The sequence below is a fragment of the Cupriavidus sp. KK10 genome (genome assembly GCF_018223725.1).
GTDB lineage: Bacteria > Pseudomonadota > Gammaproteobacteria > Burkholderiales > Burkholderiaceae > Cupriavidus > Cupriavidus necator.
In genome coordinates this window covers 4,062,570-4,078,564 of the sequence record NZ_CP073677.1, presented here as the reverse complement: position 1 = coordinate 4,078,564, position 15,995 = coordinate 4,062,570, and the positions used below count along the sequence as shown (strand labels likewise).

The window sequence follows — 15,995 nt, the reverse complement described above, 5'->3', positions numbered from 1 at the left end:
GGTCAGATCACTTCCAGCTCGGCACGCAGCGCCCCGGCCGCGCGCATGGCTTCCAGGATGGTCTGCAGGTCGGCCGGAGTTGCGCCCAGCGCGTTCAGCCCCTTGACCACGGCGGCCAGCGAGGCGCCCGCCTTGACGATCTGCAGCGAGCCGCCCTGCTGCTTCATGTCGATCTGCGACACCGGCGCCACCACCGTCCGCCCTTCGCTAAATGGCGCGGGCTGGCTGATCACGGGTTGCGTGTTGATCACCACCGACAGGTTGCCGTGCGCGACCGCACAGTCTTCCACGGTCACGGCCTGGTTCATCACGATGGAGCCGGTGCGGGCGTTCAGGATCACCTTGGCCGCGGCCTTGGCCGGGGTCACGTCGATGTTCTCTATGCGGGCCAGGAAGCCCACGCGCGCGGCCGCCGACGCCGGCGCACGCACCTGCACCACGCGCCCGTCCAGCGCCGCGGCAACGCCGCCGCCCATGGAGCGGTTGATGGCTTCCACCACGCGCTCGGCGGTGCCGAAATCGGTATCCTTCAGTTCCAGGTTGAGCACGCCGCCATCTGGCTGGAACGGCGCCACCGCGCGCTCCACGATCGCGCCGTTGGCGATGCGCCCCACCGCCAGCTGGTTGATCTGAACCTTGCTGCCGTTGGCCGACGCCCCCGCGCCGCCCACCAGCATATTGCCCTGGGCGATGGCATAGACCTGGCCGTCGGCGCCCTTGAGCGGGGTCATCAGCAGCGTGCCGCCGCGCAGGCTCTTGGCATTGCCCATCGACGACACCACGATGTCCAGCTGGCTGCCGGGCTGCGCGAACGCGGGCAGCGAGGCGGTCACCATCACCGCCGCCACGTTCTTGAGCTGCATGTTCTTGCCGGCCGGCAGCGTGATCCCCAGCTGCGAGAGCATGTTGGTCAGGCTCTGCGTGGTGAACGGCGTCTGCATGGTCTGGTCGCCGGTGTTGTCCAGGCCGACCACCAGGCCGTAGCCCACCAGCGGGTTCTCGCGCACGCCCTGGAACGTGGCCAGGTTCTTCAGGCGTTCGGCCTTGGCAACGGTGGCAAAGGCTCCGAAGGCCACGCCCAGCGCCAGGCTGATCACGCTCAGGCGCAGCAGGCGGGACAGAAAACGGGCGAGCATGGGAGCGGACATGGCGCGGTCAGAACGGAGAAACATTGAGGAAGAAGCGCTGCAGCCAGCCCATGTTCTGCGCTTCGTCGATCACGCCCTTGGCGGTGTATTCGATGCGCGCATCGGCGACCTGCGTCGACAGCACGGCGTTGTCGCCGGTGATCGTGCGCGGATTGACCACGCCGGAGAAGCGGATGAACTCGGCGCCCTGGTTGATGGCCATCTGCTTTTCGCCGGAGACCACCAGGTTGCCGTTGGTCAGCACCTCCAGCACGGTCACGGTGATGGTGCCGTTGAAGGTATTGGCCGCGCTGGCGCCGCCGCTGGCCTTCATGGTGTTGGCGCCGTTGATGCTGGCGTTGCTGCTGCTGTTGAACAGGCCGCTGAGCGCGCGCGGCACGGCGTCGAACGCCAGCGCGGTGTTGCCGGTGCGGCTGGCATTGGTGCCGGAATTCTTGCTGGCGTTGACGTTCTCCGTGATCAGGATCGTCAGGATGTCGCCCACATTGCGCGGACGCCGGTCCTCGAACAGCGGGTTGCCGGCGTAGGACGACTGGTAGATCGAGCCGGAAGCCGGGCCCATCGGCCGCGGCTCTGCGCGCGCGGTGGTGGGCAGTTGCACCAGCGGCTCGCGCGGCATCAGCGCGCAGCCGCCGCTGGCCAGCATTGCCACGCCGGCCAGGCAAACCAGCGCATGCGCGCCTAGGCGGGAAAGCAAGGTGGCCATGTTCACACCAATCAACCCAGTTGCGACAGGCGCTGCAGCATCTGGTCGGATGCCTGCACGGCCTTGCTGTTGATCTCATACGCGCGCTGCGTCTGGATCATGCTGACCAGTTCTTCCACCACGTTCACGTTGGACGCTTCCACGTAGTTCTGCTGCACCACGCCAGCGCCGTTCAGGCCCGGCACGGTGGTGTTGGGCGCGCCCGAGGCATCGGTCTGCACGTACAGGTTCTCGCCCATGCTTTCCAGGCCGGCTGGGTTCATGAAGGTGGCCAGCTGCAGCTGCCCCACCTGCACGTTGGCGCTGGAGCCCGGCTGCGTCACCGACACGGTGCCGTCGCGCGCGATGGTCATCGACAGCGTATTGGCCGGAATGGTGATGGCGGGCTGGATCACGAAGCCGCTGGAGGTCACCAGCTGGCCGTTCTGGTCCACCTGGAACGAGCCGTCGCGCGTGTATGCGGTGGTGCCGTCGGGCAGCGCCACCTGGAAGAAGCCCTGGCCCAGGATGGCCACGTCCTTGGCATTGCCGGTCTGCTGCGGGTTGCCCTGGGTGTGGATGCGCTCGGTGGCCACGGGGCGCACGCCGGTGCCCAGCTGCATGCCGGAAGGCAGCGTGGTCTGGTCCGACGACAGCGCGCCGGGCTGGCGGATGGTCTGGTACATCAGTTCCTCGAACACCGCGCGGCCGCGCTTGAAGCCGTTGGTCGACACGTTGGCCAGGTTGTTCGAGATCACGTCCATCTGCGTCTGCTGCGCATCGAGGCCGGTCTTGGCAATCCAGAGAGAGCGGATCATGGTGGTCCTTGCGTTGGTCCTGGCACGGCGCGCCGTGCCGGTCAGTCATTCAGGTCAGTTGGTCGAGAGCAGCTGGTTGGCGCGCTGCTCGTTGCCGTCGGCGCCCTGGATCATCTTCATCTGCATCTCGAAGCGGCGGGCATTGGCAATCATCTCGACCATGGCTTCGGTCGGGTTGACGTTGCTGCCTTCCAGAGCGCCCGAGATCACGCGCACAGTGGGATCGGCCTCCAGCGGCTGGGCGCCGGGGCGCAGGCGGAACAGGCCGTCATCGCCGCGCGCGATGGCGTCGTTGGGCGGGTTGACCACGCGCAGCCGGCCCACCGGCGCCAGGCCGGCGGAGGCTTCGCCGGGGCCGCGCGCGGTGATGGTGCCGTCGGTGCCGATGGTTACCTGCGAGCCTGGCGGCACCGCCAGCGGACCGCCGTCGCCCATCACCGGCAGGCCGGAGATGGTCTGCACCTGGCCGTCCTGCGCCACCTGCAGCGCGCCGGCACGGGTGTAGGCCTCGGTGCCGTCCGGTGCCTGCACCACCAGCCAGCCATTGCCCTGCAGCGCTACATCCAGCGTGCGGCCGGTGTAGGTCAGCGGACCGGCGCGCATGTCGGCGCCGGGGGTCGAGGCCAGCGTAAAGGCGCGCGTCCCCGCCTCCGGCCCCACCACCGGCACCGCGCGGTACAGGTTGACCTGCGCGCGGAAGGCCGGCGTGGAGACGTTGGCGAGGTTGTTCGATACCGCTGCTTGCTGGTCGAGTATCTGCTTGGCGCCCGACAGGGCAGTGTAGATCATGCGGTCCATGGCGGCGGCTCAGCTCAGCGTGGCGGTCACAGGTTGACCAGGGTCTGCATGACCGTGTCCTGCGCCTTGATGGTCTGCGCATTGGCCTGGTAGTTGCGCTGCGCAACGATCAGGTTGACCAGCTGGCCGGACAGGTCCACGTTGGAAGCTTCCACCGCATTGGAGCGCAGCGTGCCCATGCTGCCGCCGGCCGTACCGACCAGCGCCTGGCCGGAGGCACCGGTGGCCGACCACACGTTGTCGCCCTCCGGCTTCAGGCCTTCGACGTTGCCGAATGCGGCCATCACGATCTGGCCGAGCGGCTTGGTCTGCTCGTTGGAATAGCTGCCGGTGATGGTGCCGTCGCCATTGACCGAGAAGCCCAGCAGGCTGCCCGAGGTGTAGCCGTTCTGGCTGAGCTGCTTGACGTCGTTGTCGGCGCCGAACTGGGTGGTGCCGGTCAGGTCCAGCGCCATCGTCATGGCCTGCGCGCCGTTGGCGGCCGGCTGGGTCAGGGTCACGGCATTGGCCGCGGGCGACTTCAGCGCGCCGGCGTTGTCGAACGCGAGCGTGAGCGGTGCGCCGCCGACCGGGTTGCCGTTGACGTCGGTGACATACATCTTCCAGTCAGTGCCGCCGCCAACAGTGGGCGCGCCCCCTGACTTGGCGAAGTACGCCATCAGCTGCTGCTTGTTGCCCAGCGAGTCATAGACGTTGATCGCCGTGCTGTAGTTGAACATGCTGCTGTCGGGCGCGGGCGTCGTCGCCGGCGGCACGGCTGCCGTCGGGAACGGGTTGGCCGGCACCTTGCTGCGCGAATCCAGCTGGAACTTGGCCGTGATGTTGCTGGTGGCCTTGGGCTCCATCTGCGCGTTGCTGACCACCAGCGGCTGCGGCTGCACACCGGCACCGCCGGCCACGCCGGCGGGATAGCCGGTCACCTGCAGGCCCTGCATATTGGTGATGCGGCCGTCTTCCTGGCGCTGGAACTGGCCGTTGCGCGAGTAGTAGACCGCGCCTTCCGGGCTGGTCAGGCGGAAGAAGCCGTTGCCGTTGGTGATGGCCACGTCCAGCGCACGCCCGGAGGCTTCGATATTGCCCTGGTTGAAGGACTGCACCACCGAGTTCACGCGCACGCCCAGGCCGATCTTGGTGCCCGCGTAGATGTCGGCAAACTGCGCGGCCGATTGCTTGTAGCCAACCGTGTTGGCATTGGCGATGTTGTTGCCAATCACGTCCAGATTGGACGCGGCGGCGTTCAGGCCGCTTACCCCTTGACCGAAACCCATGATTGCTTCCTTTTGACTAGGCTGTCATTGAAGCCGGCCGGCGCCTGTGCGCTGCCGGCACCTGCGTTTTAGAGAATGCGCCGTACGTCGTCGACGTTCGCGGTCTGTCCGTCGCCCAGGTCCACCAGCACGCCGCTGGCGTCGCCGCTGATGCTCTGGACCTTGCCGTAGACCAGCGCCACCGGCTGCACCGAGGTGCCGTTGGCGGTGGCGGTCACCTTGAAGGTGTAGTCGCCGTCGGCCACGGCCGCGCCGGCGTTGTTCTTGCCGTCCCATGCGACGTTGTGCACGCCCGCGGTCTGCCCCTTCATGTCGATGGTGCGCACCACGTTGCCGTCCTTGTCGAGCACGTCGACGGTGACCGCATCCGCGGTCGACGGCAGGTCCAGGCCAAACTTGCCCGGTACGCCGCCTGCCACCGACACCTGCTTGCCCGGCACCATCACGGTATGGCCGATCAGCGCCGCGGAGTCCATGGCGCGGCTGGCGCTGACCTGCGACAGCAACTGCGACAGGGTGGCGTTCATGGTCTGCATGCCGCTGACCGTGCTGATCTGCGCCAGCTGCGAGGTCAGCTGCGCGTTGTCCATCGGGTTGAGCGGGTCCTGGTTGTTCATCTGCGTGACGAGCATGGTCAGGAAGTTGTTCTGCAGCTCGGACGCGCTGGCGCTGCCGCTCTTGAGGGCATCGTTGATACCCTGGGTGTTGCTGTTGCTGCCTACCGCGGAGGTGGTTGTCATGTCGGTTCGTTGTCTGCGTGCGGGTGGAGGCGTTGCCGATACAGGCCGGGGCTTGTCACTGGCCGATCGTCAGCGTCTTGAGCATCATGTTCTTGGCGGTGTTGAGCACTTCCACGTTGGCCTGGTAGGAGCGCGAGGCCGAGATCATGTTGACCATCTCTTCCACCGGGTTGACGTTGGGCATCACCACATAGCCCTGGGCATTGGCCATGGGGTGCGTAGGGTTGTGCACCGTGCGCGGCGGCGACGGGTCTTCCGACACGCCTCGCACCTGCACGCCGCCGATGTCCGTCTGCCCCGGCGTGGGCGCCATGCCGAACACGACCTGCTTGGCGCGATAGGCCTGGCCGTCGGGGCTGACCACGCTGTCGGCATTGGCCAGGTTGGAGGCGGTCACGTTCATGCGCTGCGACTGCGCGGCCATGGCCGAGCCCGCGACGTCGAAGATGTTCATTGCCGGCATGCGCTCTCTCCCTTACTGCTCGATTTATTGCTGGATCGCGGCCAGCATGGTCTTGATCTTCGAATTCATCACCGTCAGGCCGGACTCGAAGTGCACGGCGTTGTCGGCAAAGGCCACGCGCTCGGTATCCATTTCCACGGTGTTGCCGTCGACGCTGGACTGCAGCGGGATGCGGTAGGCCAGGTCGAATTCCTCGCGCCCCGGGGCCTGCGCGGGCAGATGGCGTATCGAGGTGGTGGACAGCGACATGCCTTCATTGCGGTGGCCGCGTTCGACGCTCTGCGCCAGCGTGCTGGAAAAATCAAAGTCGCGCGCCTTGTAGCCGGGCGTGTCCGCGTGCGCGATGTTGGAGGCAATCACCGACTGCCGCTGGTTGCGCAGGCTCAGCGCTTCCTGCTGGAAACGTAGTGCCGCGTCGAGTCTGTCAATCATCTGGCATCTCCCTGCTCACATGAACGGAGCGAACGACCTTCTTCAGGGTTGCCATCTTAGGCGGCGACCTGTCACGCCAATCGGATGAATAAGGACGGGAAATCCATGCATTTCGGCCTGCCCTCGCGCGAGGGGCTGCCTACAATGGGACCCCGATGACAGATGTAAACGGGCGCGCGGCCAGTCACGGGGCGGTGCGCCAGGCATGCCATCCATGCCGTGCCGTCCTTGCCGGGAAGTCCAGATGAAACAGAATCGCCGCAACGCCCGCAGCCTCGCGCAAGCCCTGCTGGCGGCCTGCCTGCTTGGGCCGGCCGCCGCCGGTGCCGCGCCGGCGCAGGTCATGCCCGTCGCCATGCAGGCGCCGGCCGCGCACGGCCAGCAGCAGGCTGCTTATGCAGGCAACCCCGCTGCCAACCCCGCTGCCAGCCCCTTTGCCGAAGACCCCGCGCGCGTTGCCGTCGAACGCTTCCTGCTGCAGCAGACCGCCGGCCTGCCGGGCAAGGTCAGCGTGCAGGTGGCGCCGCCTTCGGGCGGCCGCGCGCCGGATTGCCTTGCGCCCGACCCGTTCCTGCCCGCCGGCACGTCGACGTGGGGCCGCGTCTCCGTCGGCGTGCGCTGCGGCGGCGAGCGGCCGTGGGTGCGCTACATGCAGGCGCGCGTGTCGGTGCTGACTGATTACTACGTCGCCGCACGCGCGCTGGGCCCGGGCGAGCCGGTCAGCCAGGCCGATATCGAAGTCCGCCAGGGCGACCTGGGCACGCTGCCACGCGCGGTGATCACCGATCCGGCGCAGCTTGCCGGCGCGGTCACCGCCAACCGTATTGCCGCGGGCTCGCCGATACGCGCCGACCTGCTGCGCAAGGCCATCGCCGTGCGCCAGGGCCAGACCGTCACCGTGGCCGTGGAGGGCGATGCCTTCCAGATCACCAGCGAAGGCAAGGTGCTGGCCGATGCCGCCACCGGCAACACCGTGCAGGTACGCCTGCGCAGCGGCCAGGTGGTCAACGGGCTGGTACGCAGCGGCGACACCGTGGTGCTGCAGTAGCCCACCGTAAGTGCCTTGATCGTGGCCAAAAGACTGGAAACCCGTGGCAAGCGGCATGCGAAAATGCCGCCGAAACCGCTGCGCGGCGAAATTGGGGCGAGCGCCCTAAAGAATTCGCCGGCGCGACCGTAATGCCATAGGAAACCAGCAAGGAACGCCCCGTGAAGATCAACCACACCGCCTCGTCCCGGCCCGCCGACGCCCCCGCGGGCGACGCCGCCGCCCGGCCCCAGGCCGCGCCGGCCAGCGCCGCGGCGCCGTCCGCCGGCCTGAGCGTCAGCCCGCTGGCCGCCCAGGTACGCGACATCAGCGCCCGCCTGATGCAGCCCACGGACGACGATATCGACACCGCCAAGGTCGAAGAGATCCGCCAGGCCATCGCCGAGGGCCGGATCAGGATCGACCCGGGCAAGATTGCCGACGGCCTGCTCGCGACCCTGCGCGAGCTTGGCCAGGCCGAACCCCGCTAGCCCAAATGAACCAGAGCCTGATCCAGTCCCTGCAGCGCGAAACCGAAGGCATCCAGGCCTTCGGCCAACTCCTCGCCGAAGAGCGCGACGCCCTCAAGCGGGGCGACTTCCAGTCCCTGAGCGGACTGCTGACGCGCAAGGTTGAACTGGGCCAGGCCCTGTCCCGCCAGCTCAAGGCCCGCGAAGCCCAGATGGGCACGCTGGGCCTGCGCGCCGGCCCCGAAGGCCAGCTGCTCGGCCGCCAGGTCGACCCGGCCGTGGCCGACGCCTGGCGCCAGCTGATCTTCGCCGCCCGCACCGCGCGCGACGGCAACGCCCTGAACGGCGCCGTCGTCAACGCCCACCTCGACTTCACCCGCGAAGCCATCCAGGCGCTGCGCCAGCATAGTGGCGGGGATGCGGGGTTGTATGGGAAGGATGGGAAGGCTGCGGCTGGAGCGGGTGGGGTGAGTCTGGCAGCGGGTTGAAGCTATCGCCTGATGTTCCGTTCTTTCCTACCGAAACCCCACCACCAACTCATTGCTGCGCCCCTGCAGCACCGGCACCAGGCTACCCTGCCCCGGCACCCGGAACGCGAATACAAAGCCCTTGGTGGCATCATCCCCGAAGAACGCATCGGTCTTGCCTTCCGCCTGCGGCAGCAGCACGCAGCGCTGGGCATTGCAGAGATAGGCTTGCAGTTCCAGGGGTGGGGTTTTGGCGAAGCTGTAGCGCCAGCGCACCGACGTGATGACCCCTTCTGACTGCGGCAAGACGCCGATGGGCAGGATCGGCGGCGACACAGCACGCTGTCCGCGGCCGTAGAGTGCCGGCCCGTTGACCGATCCGGTCCAGGCATGGCGGGTGCCGCCCTCGATGGCGGCCCAGGCGCAGGCCGATACGGCAGCCAGCAGGCAGCAAGCGCCGCGCGCGGCGCGGCCCATCCTCTGCATCACAGCAAGCCGCGCAACTGGTTGCGCAGCCGCGTGATCGCCTGGCCGCGGATCTGGCACACGCGCGACTCGGTCACATCGAGCACCGCGCCGATCTCGCGCAGGTTCAGCTCCTGGTCGTAGCACAGCGACAGCACCAGCTTCTCGCGCTCGGGCAGCCGGTCGATGGCGCGGATCAGCGCCTCGCGCATGCCGCTTTCCATCAGCACGGTCAGCGGGTTGCCGTCATCGCTGCCGCCAGGGTGCCGGTCCAGGAAGTCTTCTTCGCCGGAGCGCTCGAAATCCTCGTAGTGCAGTAGCTGGCAACCATAGACCTCATTGAGCAGCAACTGGTATTCGTCCAGCGCCATCTCCATGGCCTCGGCCACTTCGGAGTCGACCGGCGCGCGCCCGAGCTTCTGCTCCAGCCCTCGCTGCGTGCGCTCGATGCGCCGGGTGAACTGGCGCAGGCTGCGCGACTGCCAGTCGTTGGCGCGCACCTCGTCAAGCATGGCGCCGCGGATGCGCTGGCTGGCATAGGTCTCAAAGCGAGCGCCGTGGGTGTCTTCATAGCGCTTGGCGGCATCCAGCAGGCCGATCATGCCGGCCTGGATCAGGTCGTCGATCTGCACGCTGGCAGGCAGCCTGGCGGCCAGTTGCAGAGCGATGCGGCGCACCAGCTGTGCATGCGCCTTGACCACATCGGCCTGTTCGAGCTTTCCCTGGATCGTGTACATGGTGCAATTCTCGTGAATGCTGGATTGCTGGACCGCCACAACGTGGGCGGGGGCTGGCTCAGGGTCTGGTTCGGTGAGATGGCATGACTGGCAGGCTTACGCCATTGCGGCTGCGGGCACGGGGGCGGACGCGTCCGCGCGCAGCGGCCAGGCGCCGATGCTGCCGGCGGTGCGGCGCAGCGCGGTGGTGGCCGGCGCCGCCGGAAACGCCTCGACCACGCAGCGCCCCAGTTGCACGCCGCGCGCCACTAGCGGGTCGGATGGCAACCAGCCCGCGCACAACGCCTCGACGCCCAGGTACTGGCTGGCCGTGCGCGCTAGATTGCGCAGGATTGCCTGCACCGTGGCCTCGCTCGCCGCCATGTTGACGATCAGGTGGAACTGGCGCCAGGCATACAGGTGATGCAGGCGCTTGATGCAGGCGTAGGCGGCGGTGATCGACGCGAGCTCAGGCCGCATTACGATCAGCACATTGTGCGCGCCGCCCGCGAGCGGCGACAGCGCGCCGTCGGCATCGACGCCGGCATCCACCAGCACGCTGCGAAAGCCACTCGCGGCAGCAGCCGACAAGGCGCTGCCCGGCACAGGCCGGCCAGCCGGCAGTACCGACAGCACGCCACCGGGACCGGTGCCTGCAGCAGCTTCCAGCGGCAGGCGGCCTGCGCTGACATCGGCCAGGGTGCCGGCGGGCCTGGCGCCGGACAGCCGCGTGGCGCGCGCCGCGGCAGCGTCTTCGTCGACCAGCAGCACGCGTTCGCCCTGCATGGCCAGCGCGTGCGATAAGCCCAGGGCCACGGTGGTCGCGCCGGCACCGCCTTCGCTGGCGACCACGGCGATACGGCGCGTCGTGCGCGGCGCCAGCATCCGGCGCAGGCTCTCGGCCTGGTCCATGGCGAGGGCGCTCACTGCAGGACCTCCATGGCTTCAGCGGACACGGCGGTGCCGCGGCCCGGATAGTTTTCCAGCACGTCGAGCAATGCCAGCATGCGGCCCATGCCTTCATTGAGCACCGTGCCCGGCACCGGCGCGCCCTGGCGCGCCGTGCGGCCAGCCAGGCGCGCGAGGAAGGCGGGCGCGGCCGCGGTCGGCGCGTGTTCCAGGCGCAGCACCGAGAGGCCCAGTTGCAGCGCGGCCAGCGCGGCGCCGGCGGCGTGGCCGCTTTCGGCGTCCTGGGCGAAGTGGTCGATGGCGTGGCGCAGCGTGCGCAGGCGCGCATCGGCTGCGTCGGTCCACAAGGCCCAGCGCGCCACCTGCGCGGCCTCCTGCGCCAGCGCCGGGTCGCACAGCAGGTAACGGGTATCCAGCAGTTCGCCGGTGGCGCGGTCGGCCAGGCGGGCCACCACCAGGCAGGCATCGATGCCGCCTTCGGGGGTGCCCTTGCCGCGCACCGGGCTGTCCGGTACGCGCACTTCGGCGCTGGCCAGCCAGCGCACGGCTTCACGCTCGCGCACGGTGTCCTCGCCGACGGCGTGGAAGGTCAGCGTGTCGGCCAGCGCATCGAGCTTCCAGGCGGCGCCGGCGCTGACTACGCGCGCGGTCTTGCGCGCGCTGGCCACCCAGCGCTCGCCGGCCTGCTGCCAGCGTGCCAGCATGGCGGCGGACGGTATGGCATCAATCAGGTTGACCACCTTGCGCGCGGCGCTCATGGCGGCGCGCAGGCTGGCGGCATCGGACTCGGCTTCGCCCAGCGGTTGGCCGGCACGGCCGGTCGAGGTCACGGTGGCGGCCAGCGGCATGCCGTCGCGGTCGGCGAACCACAGCGTGTGCTGCATCGGCTGCGGCGTGCGGCGGCCGGGCACGGCCACTTGCAGCGTGGCGGCGCTGGCCAGCACGTATTGCTCGCACTGGCGGGTCACGTCGCGGCAGACCGCTTCGCGCACCTGCTGCGACATGGCGCGCAGGGCCGGGGCGTCGGCGCCGCGCTGTTGCCACAGCGAGCGGGCCAGGTCGAGGCCCAGGCCCGCGCCATTGAGTTCTGCCACGCACTGGCTCAGCGCGTCCGCGCTGTCGCTCAGCGAGCGCAGCACCTCGTCGGCGCCGCCACGCGCGGGCACCTCGTCATCGGTGCCGGCGCTGCGCCGGCGTGCGGCGTCCGCATCGGCAAATACCGAACCGCGGCGCGGCGTCAGGAAGGCGCGCTCCACCAGCGCGGTGCTGTTGGCCAGCTCAAGGTGCTCGGGCACGCGCTGGCCGGTGGAGGCGTAGAACACCGGCAGGCGATGGCGGATCACCACGTCCAGCACCGAGCCCAGGTGGGTGGCTTCGTCCAGCTTGCTGATGATGCAGCCGTCGATGCCGCCGCCATCGGGCACGGCGTCATGGCGGTAGGCATGCACCACTTCATTGAGGGTATCGCCGTGGCTGGCGCCGTTGAGCAGCAGCACGCGCTGCACCGGCGCGGGCACGCCGGCCAGCATGGCGATCTGTTCCGACAGGCTGCGGTCGCGCTGGCTCATGCCGACGGTGTCGATGATCACCAGGTGCTTGTCCTTCATCGCCGCCAGCGCGAAGCGCAGGTCGGCGGCATCCTTCACCGCATGCACCGGCACGCCGAGGATGTCGCCGTAGATGCGCAGCTGTTCGTGCGCGCCGATACGGAAGCTGTCGGTGGTCAGCAGCGCCAGCTTGTCGGCACCGTGGCGCAGCACGAAGCGCGCCGCCAGCTTGGCCGTGGTGGTGGTCTTGCCCACGCCGGTGGGGCCCACCAGCGCCAGCACGCCGCCTTGCGCGAACAGGCTGTCCTCGTCGCCCAGCACCGGCAGCTTGCTGGCCAGTTCGGTGCGGATCCAGCCCATGGCCGCGGGGCGGTCGTAGCCCAGTGGCAGCCGCGCCAGCAGCGTGCGCGCCAGTTGCCCGGAGAAGCCGGCGCCGACCATCCATTCAAACAGGGATTCGCGCAGCGGGTCGCTGGCGGCCACGCCGTGCGCTGCCGCGCTTGCAACCGTGCTTGGGGCAGGGTTGATCCCGGCCAGCTGGCGCTCCAGCATCGCGCGCATCGATTGCAGCTCACCGCGCAGGTCGCTGATGGCGGCGGGCTCGACCACCGGCGCGGGTGGCACGTAGACCTGCGCCGTGGCCTGCACGCTGCCCAGATCCGTATCGCGCATGGCGACAATCTCCACGCCGCCCTCGATGGTGCGGTTGGACAGCACCACGGCGTCCGGACCCATGGCTTCGCGCACCTGGCGCATGGCTTCGCGGCCGTTGGCCGCGACAAACTTGGCTACGCTCATCTATGACTCCTCACGCGCCGATCATGGCGGTGATGCGGATATTGCGGTTGTCCGGCACCTCGGCATGCGACAGCACCCTCAGCTGCGGCATGGTGCGCCGCAGGAAGCGCGCCATCAGCGGGCGCAGCTGCGACGGCACCAGCAGCACCGGGTCCATGCCCATCTGTTCCTGGCGCGTGACCGCGCCCTGGGTCTGCTGCAGCAACGCATCGGCCAGGCCCGGCTCGATCCCGCCACCATTGGTCAGAGCCTGCGACAGCACGCGCTCCAGGCCGGCATCCAGGCCGATCACCTGCAGGTCGGCGTTGTTCGGGAACAGCTGCTGCGTGATGGCGCGGCCCAGCGCCACGCGCACCATCGCGGTCAGCTCGTTCGGGTCGCTGATCTTGGGCGCATGCTCGGCCACCACATCCAGGATGGTGCGCATGTCACGGATGGGCACGCCTTCGTCCAGCAGGTTCTGCAGGATCTTCTGCAGCGCGGTCAGCGAAATGGCCTTCGGCACCAGGTCTTCGGTCAGCTTGGGCGAGTCCTTGGCGATGCGGTCCAGCAGCGCCTGCACTTCCTGGCGGCCCAGCAGCTCGGCGGCGTGCATGTGGATCAGGTGGTTCAGGTGCGTGGCCACCACCGTGCTGGCATCGACCACGGTATAGCCGTAGGACTGCGCCTGCTCCTTGATGCCCGCGTCGATCCAGACGGCCGGCAGGCCGAAGGCGGGGTCGCGCGTGGCCGCGCCCGGCAGCGTGCCGCTGACCTGCCCGGGGTTGATCGCCATCCACTGCCCCGGCATGGCTTCGCCGCGGCCGATCTCCACGCCCTTGAGCGTGATGCGGTAGGCGTTGGGCTTGAGTTCCAGGTTGTCGCGGATATGCACCACCGGCACCAGGAAACCGATCTCCTGCGCCACCTTTTTGCGGATGCTCTTGATGCGGCCCAGCAGCTCACCGTCCTGCGCGCGGTCCACCAGCGTGATCAGGCGGTAGCCCACTTCCATGCCGAGCGGGTCGACTAGCGTGACGTCGTCCCAGCTGGCTTCAGTGGATTCCTGCGCCACCGCCGGGGTGCGCTCCTCGCGCTGCTTGACCTGCTCCTGCGTGGCGGCGCGGCGCGACATATAACGGCCCATCCACACCAGCACGCCCGCCAGCAGCAGGAAGGCAAAATGCGGCATGCCCGGGATGATGCCCATCAGGCCGATGATGCCCGCGGTCAGGTACAGCACGCGCGGGTTGGCGAAAAGCTGGCCGGTGAGCTGCTCGCCCACGTCCTGCTCGTTCGACACGCGCGACACGATCACGCCGGCGGCGGTGGAGATCACCAGCGCCGGGATCTGCGCCACCAGGCCGTCGCCGATGGTCAGCAGCGTGTAGTTGTGCACGGCGGTGCCGAAGTCCAGGTCGTGCTGCACCATGCCCACCACCATGCCGGCGGCAACGTTGATGAACATGATCAGCAGGCCCGCCACGGCATCGCCGCGCACGAATTTGCTGGCGCCGTCCATGGCGCCGTAGAAGTCGGACTCCTGCGCCACTTCGGCGCGGCGCTTCTTGGCGGCGGCTTCGTCGATCAGGCCGGCGTTCAGGTCGGCATCGATCGACATCTGCTTGCCGGGCATCGAATCCAGCATAAAGCGCGCGCCCACTTCGGCGATACGGCCCGCACCCTTGGTGATCACCATGAAGTTGATCACCACCAGGATCGCGAACACCACGATGCCGACCGCGAAGTTGCCGCCCACCAGGAAGTGGCCGAATGCCTCCACCACCTTGCCGGCAGCGTCCGGGCCGGTATGGCCTTCGAGCAGCACCACGCGCGTGGACGCCACGTTCAGCGACAGGCGCAGCAGCGTGGTGAACAGCAGCACCGCCGGGAAGGCGGCAAAGTCCAGCGGCTTCTGCGTGTACATGCTGACCAGCAGCACCATGATCGCCAGCGCGATATTGAAGGTGAACAGGAGGTCCAGCACAAAGGCCGGCAGCGGCAGGATCATCATCCCCAGGATCATGATGATCAGCAGCGGACCGGTCATGGCCTTGAGCTGGCCGGCGGAGCGCAGGCCGGGCAGGTTGAACAGGTTGCTCAGAGCGTTCATTCGCGCATTTCCGGTACGGCGAGTTCATCGGGCACCGGCAGGTCCGCGGGCGCCTGCGGCTGCGGGCCCTGCGAGTAGTGCCAGTGCTTCAGTTGATAGACCCAGGCCAGCACTTCGGCCACGGCGGTATAGAGTCCGGCGGGGATTTCCTGGCCCAGCTCCACGTGGCGGTGCAGCGCACGCGCCAGCGGCGGGGCCGACATCAGCGGCACGCGGTGCTCGGCGGCCAGCTCGCGGATGCGGGCGGCAATATCGCCGGTGCCCTTGGCCACCACGCGCGGCGCGCCCATGCGCCCTTCCTCATAGCGCAGCGCCACGGCAAAGTGGGTGGGGTTGGTCACCACCACGTCGGCCTTGGGCACTTCGGTCATCATGCGGCGGCGCGCCATGGCGCGCTGCTGCTGGCGGATGCGGCCCTTGATATGCGGGTCGCCCTCGCTTTCCTTGAATTCCTGCTTGACCTCTTCCTTGGTCATGCGCAGCTTCTTGAAGTACTCCCAGTACTGCCACGGCACGTCGATGGCCGCCACCACCAGCAGCGACAGCGACACCACCAGGCAGCAATTCATGACCAGGTCGACCATGTGCAGCAGTGCTTCCTGCACCGGCGCATTCATCAGCGCGATGGCCTCGGGCAGGCGCCGCCACAGCACCCAGGCGCCCACGCTGCCCACCAGCAGCGACTTGGCCACGGCCTTGAGCAGCTCCACCAGCGAATGCGCGGAGAACATCCGGCCCAGCCCCGCCAGCGGCGACAGGCGCGAGAACTGCGGCGCGAAGGACTTGCCCGAGAACACCCAGCCCCCCAGCAGCAACGGCGCCGCCAGCGCGGCAACGCCGAACAGGAACAGCAGCGGCAGGAAGGCCAGCAGGCTGTCCCACACCATCATGGAAAAGCGCGACAGCATGCGTGAGGTATCGAACGCCGTTGCCGGCTCGAATCGCAGCGCCCCCTGCATCACCTGGTTCAGGCTGCGGCCCAGATGGCCGCCCAGCGTCCACAGGCCGGTCACGCCGGCAATCAGCATGACGAACGTGGCGAGCTCGCGCGAACGCACCACCTGCCCCTCCTCGCGCGCCTTTTCCAGGCGCCGGGGTGAGGCGGGTTCGGTTTTCTCGAGGTCGCTTTCTTCGGACATCCATGCTCCGTGC

At 68.5% G+C, this 15,995-nt stretch carries 17 protein-coding genes; 3 read left to right on the top strand and 14 right to left on the bottom strand.

The genetic code is table 11. From position 1 onward, the window contains the following. Positions 1 to 2 precede the first annotated feature (2 nt). The 8 genes from KB879_RS19060 to flgB all read right to left on the bottom strand — a co-directional run bounded on the left by KB879_RS19060 (position 3) and on the right by flgB (position 6,352). On the bottom strand, positions 3 to 1,172 hold the full coding sequence (locus KB879_RS19060) for a flagellar basal body P-ring protein FlgI (protein ID WP_013951962.1): 1,170 nt from the start codon (positions 1,170 to 1,172) through the stop codon (positions 3 to 5). Further along, positions 1,156 to 1,854, bottom strand: coding sequence for a flagellar basal body L-ring protein FlgH (flgH, locus tag KB879_RS19055; RefSeq protein ID WP_153954580.1), 699 nt, complete (start codon positions 1,852 to 1,854; stop codon positions 1,156 to 1,158). The genes KB879_RS19060 and flgH overlap by 17 nt, the downstream gene beginning before the upstream one ends. Positions 1,855 to 1,865: 11 nt before the next feature. Next, a complete protein-coding gene (flgG, locus tag KB879_RS19050) occupies positions 1,866 to 2,651 on the bottom strand; it encodes a flagellar basal-body rod protein FlgG (protein ID WP_010812663.1) in 786 nt (261 codons plus the stop codon). Positions 2,652 to 2,705: 54 nt separating this feature from the next. Next, a complete protein-coding gene (locus KB879_RS19045) occupies positions 2,706 to 3,449 on the bottom strand; it encodes a flagellar basal body rod protein FlgF (protein ID WP_013951960.1) in 744 nt (247 codons plus the stop codon). Between the two features lie 26 nt (positions 3,450 to 3,475). Then, positions 3,476 to 4,717, bottom strand: a complete 1,242-nt coding sequence (flgE, locus tag KB879_RS19040) for a flagellar hook protein FlgE (RefSeq protein ID WP_013951959.1) — start codon at positions 4,715 to 4,717, stop codon at positions 3,476 to 3,478. A 68-nt stretch (positions 4,718 to 4,785) separates the two neighbouring features. Further along, entirely contained in the window at positions 4,786 to 5,457 is a 672-nt protein-coding gene (gene flgD / locus KB879_RS19035) for a flagellar hook assembly protein FlgD (protein ID WP_013951958.1), read from the bottom strand. Between the two features lie 55 nt (positions 5,458 to 5,512). Beyond that, a complete protein-coding gene (flgC, locus tag KB879_RS19030; protein ID WP_211979575.1) occupies positions 5,513 to 5,920 on the bottom strand; it encodes a flagellar basal body rod protein FlgC in 408 nt (135 codons plus the stop codon). Between the two features lie 24 nt (positions 5,921 to 5,944). Further along, on the bottom strand, positions 5,945 to 6,352 hold the full coding sequence (gene flgB, locus KB879_RS19025; protein ID WP_013951957.1) for a flagellar basal body rod protein FlgB: 408 nt from the start codon (positions 6,350 to 6,352) through the stop codon (positions 5,945 to 5,947). A 244-nt stretch (positions 6,353 to 6,596) separates the two neighbouring features. Here flgB and flgA point away from each other — a divergent pair, with 244 nt between their 5' ends. The 3 genes from flgA (at position 6,597) to KB879_RS19010 (ending at position 8,337) form a co-directional block, all read left to right on the top strand. Further along, positions 6,597 to 7,400 (top strand): flagellar basal body P-ring formation chaperone FlgA, encoded by an 804-nt coding sequence (gene flgA, locus KB879_RS19020; protein WP_211979574.1) that lies wholly within the window; start codon positions 6,597 to 6,599, stop codon positions 7,398 to 7,400. A 161-nt stretch (positions 7,401 to 7,561) separates the two neighbouring features. Then, positions 7,562 to 7,870: a flagellar biosynthesis anti-sigma factor FlgM gene (flgM, locus tag KB879_RS19015; RefSeq protein ID WP_013951955.1), complete on the top strand. Its 309-nt coding sequence runs from the start codon at positions 7,562 to 7,564 to the stop codon at positions 7,868 to 7,870. A 5-nt stretch (positions 7,871 to 7,875) separates the two neighbouring features. After that, the gene (locus tag KB879_RS19010; protein WP_013951954.1) at positions 7,876 to 8,337 is read left to right on the top strand and encodes a flagellar protein FlgN; all 462 of its coding nucleotides are present in this window, start codon (positions 7,876 to 7,878) and stop codon (positions 8,335 to 8,337) included. Between the two features lie 27 nt (positions 8,338 to 8,364). Here the strand turns inward: KB879_RS19010 and KB879_RS19005 are convergent, their stop codons facing one another. The 6 genes from KB879_RS19005 to flhB all read right to left on the bottom strand — a co-directional run bounded on the left by KB879_RS19005 (position 8,365) and on the right by flhB (position 15,982). Further along, positions 8,365 to 8,802: a flagellar protein FlhE gene (locus tag KB879_RS19005; RefSeq protein ID WP_041228771.1), complete on the bottom strand. Its 438-nt coding sequence runs from the start codon at positions 8,800 to 8,802 to the stop codon at positions 8,365 to 8,367. Continuing rightward, positions 8,802 to 9,518, bottom strand: a complete 717-nt coding sequence (locus tag KB879_RS19000) for an RNA polymerase sigma factor FliA (RefSeq protein ID WP_211979573.1) — start codon at positions 9,516 to 9,518, stop codon at positions 8,802 to 8,804. The genes KB879_RS19005 and KB879_RS19000 overlap by 1 nt, the downstream gene beginning before the upstream one ends. 96 nt (positions 9,519 to 9,614) lie before the next feature. Continuing rightward, the gene (locus KB879_RS18995) at positions 9,615 to 10,409 is read right to left on the bottom strand and encodes an AAA family ATPase (RefSeq protein ID WP_013951951.1); all 795 of its coding nucleotides are present in this window, start codon (positions 10,407 to 10,409) and stop codon (positions 9,615 to 9,617) included. Positions 10,410 to 10,420: 11 nt separating this feature from the next. Beyond that, positions 10,421 to 12,751, bottom strand: coding sequence for a flagellar biosynthesis protein FlhF (flhF, locus tag KB879_RS18990; RefSeq protein ID WP_211979572.1), 2,331 nt, complete (start codon positions 12,749 to 12,751; stop codon positions 10,421 to 10,423). A gap of 10 nt (positions 12,752 to 12,761) precedes the next feature. Further along, on the bottom strand, positions 12,762 to 14,843 hold the full coding sequence (flhA, locus tag KB879_RS18985; RefSeq protein WP_013951949.1) for a flagellar biosynthesis protein FlhA: 2,082 nt from the start codon (positions 14,841 to 14,843) through the stop codon (positions 12,762 to 12,764). After that, positions 14,840 to 15,982 carry a flagellar biosynthesis protein FlhB gene (gene flhB, locus KB879_RS18980; RefSeq protein WP_013951948.1) on the bottom strand — a complete coding sequence of 381 codons (1,143 nt, stop codon included), beginning with the start codon at positions 15,980 to 15,982 and terminating at the stop codon, positions 14,840 to 14,842. Before flhB ends, flhA begins: the two co-directional genes overlap by 4 nt. Positions 15,983 to 15,995 lie beyond the last annotated feature (13 nt).

Excerpts from the sequence above, each read along its gene's own strand:
- flhB (WP_013951948.1), bottom strand. The coding sequence starts at position 15,982 with ATGTCCGAAGAAAGCGACCTCGAGAAAACCGAACCCGCCTCACCCCGG.
- flgB (WP_013951957.1), bottom strand. The coding sequence starts at position 6,352 with ATGATTGACAGACTCGACGCGGCACTACGTTTCCAGCAGGAAGCGCTG.
- flgC (WP_211979575.1), bottom strand. The coding sequence starts at position 5,920 with ATGCCGGCAATGAACATCTTCGACGTCGCGGGCTCGGCCATGGCCGCG.
- flgH (WP_153954580.1), bottom strand. The coding sequence starts at position 1,854 with ATGGCCACCTTGCTTTCCCGCCTAGGCGCGCATGCGCTGGTTTGCCTG.
- flhF (WP_211979572.1), bottom strand. The coding sequence starts at position 12,751 with ATGAGCGTAGCCAAGTTTGTCGCGGCCAACGGCCGCGAAGCCATGCGC.
- flgD (WP_013951958.1), bottom strand. The coding sequence starts at position 5,457 with ATGACAACCACCTCCGCGGTAGGCAGCAACAGCAACACCCAGGGTATC.
- flgA (WP_211979574.1), top strand. The coding sequence starts at position 6,597 with ATGAAACAGAATCGCCGCAACGCCCGCAGCCTCGCGCAAGCCCTGCTG.
- KB879_RS19000 (WP_211979573.1), bottom strand. The coding sequence starts at position 9,518 with ATGTACACGATCCAGGGAAAGCTCGAACAGGCCGATGTGGTCAAGGCG.
- flhA (WP_013951949.1), bottom strand. The coding sequence starts at position 14,843 with ATGAACGCTCTGAGCAACCTGTTCAACCTGCCCGGCCTGCGCTCCGCC.
- flgE (WP_013951959.1), bottom strand. The coding sequence starts at position 4,717 with ATGGGTTTCGGTCAAGGGGTAAGCGGCCTGAACGCCGCCGCGTCCAAT.
- KB879_RS19005 (WP_041228771.1), bottom strand. The coding sequence starts at position 8,802 with ATGCAGAGGATGGGCCGCGCCGCGCGCGGCGCTTGCTGCCTGCTGGCT.
- KB879_RS19060 (WP_013951962.1), bottom strand. The coding sequence starts at position 1,172 with ATGTTTCTCCGTTCTGACCGCGCCATGTCCGCTCCCATGCTCGCCCGT.
- flgG (WP_010812663.1), bottom strand. The coding sequence starts at position 2,651 with ATGATCCGCTCTCTCTGGATTGCCAAGACCGGCCTCGATGCGCAGCAG.
- KB879_RS19045 (WP_013951960.1), bottom strand. The coding sequence starts at position 3,449 with ATGGACCGCATGATCTACACTGCCCTGTCGGGCGCCAAGCAGATACTC.
- KB879_RS18995 (WP_013951951.1), bottom strand. The coding sequence starts at position 10,409 with ATGGACCAGGCCGAGAGCCTGCGCCGGATGCTGGCGCCGCGCACGACG.
- KB879_RS19010 (WP_013951954.1), top strand. The coding sequence starts at position 7,876 with ATGAACCAGAGCCTGATCCAGTCCCTGCAGCGCGAAACCGAAGGCATC.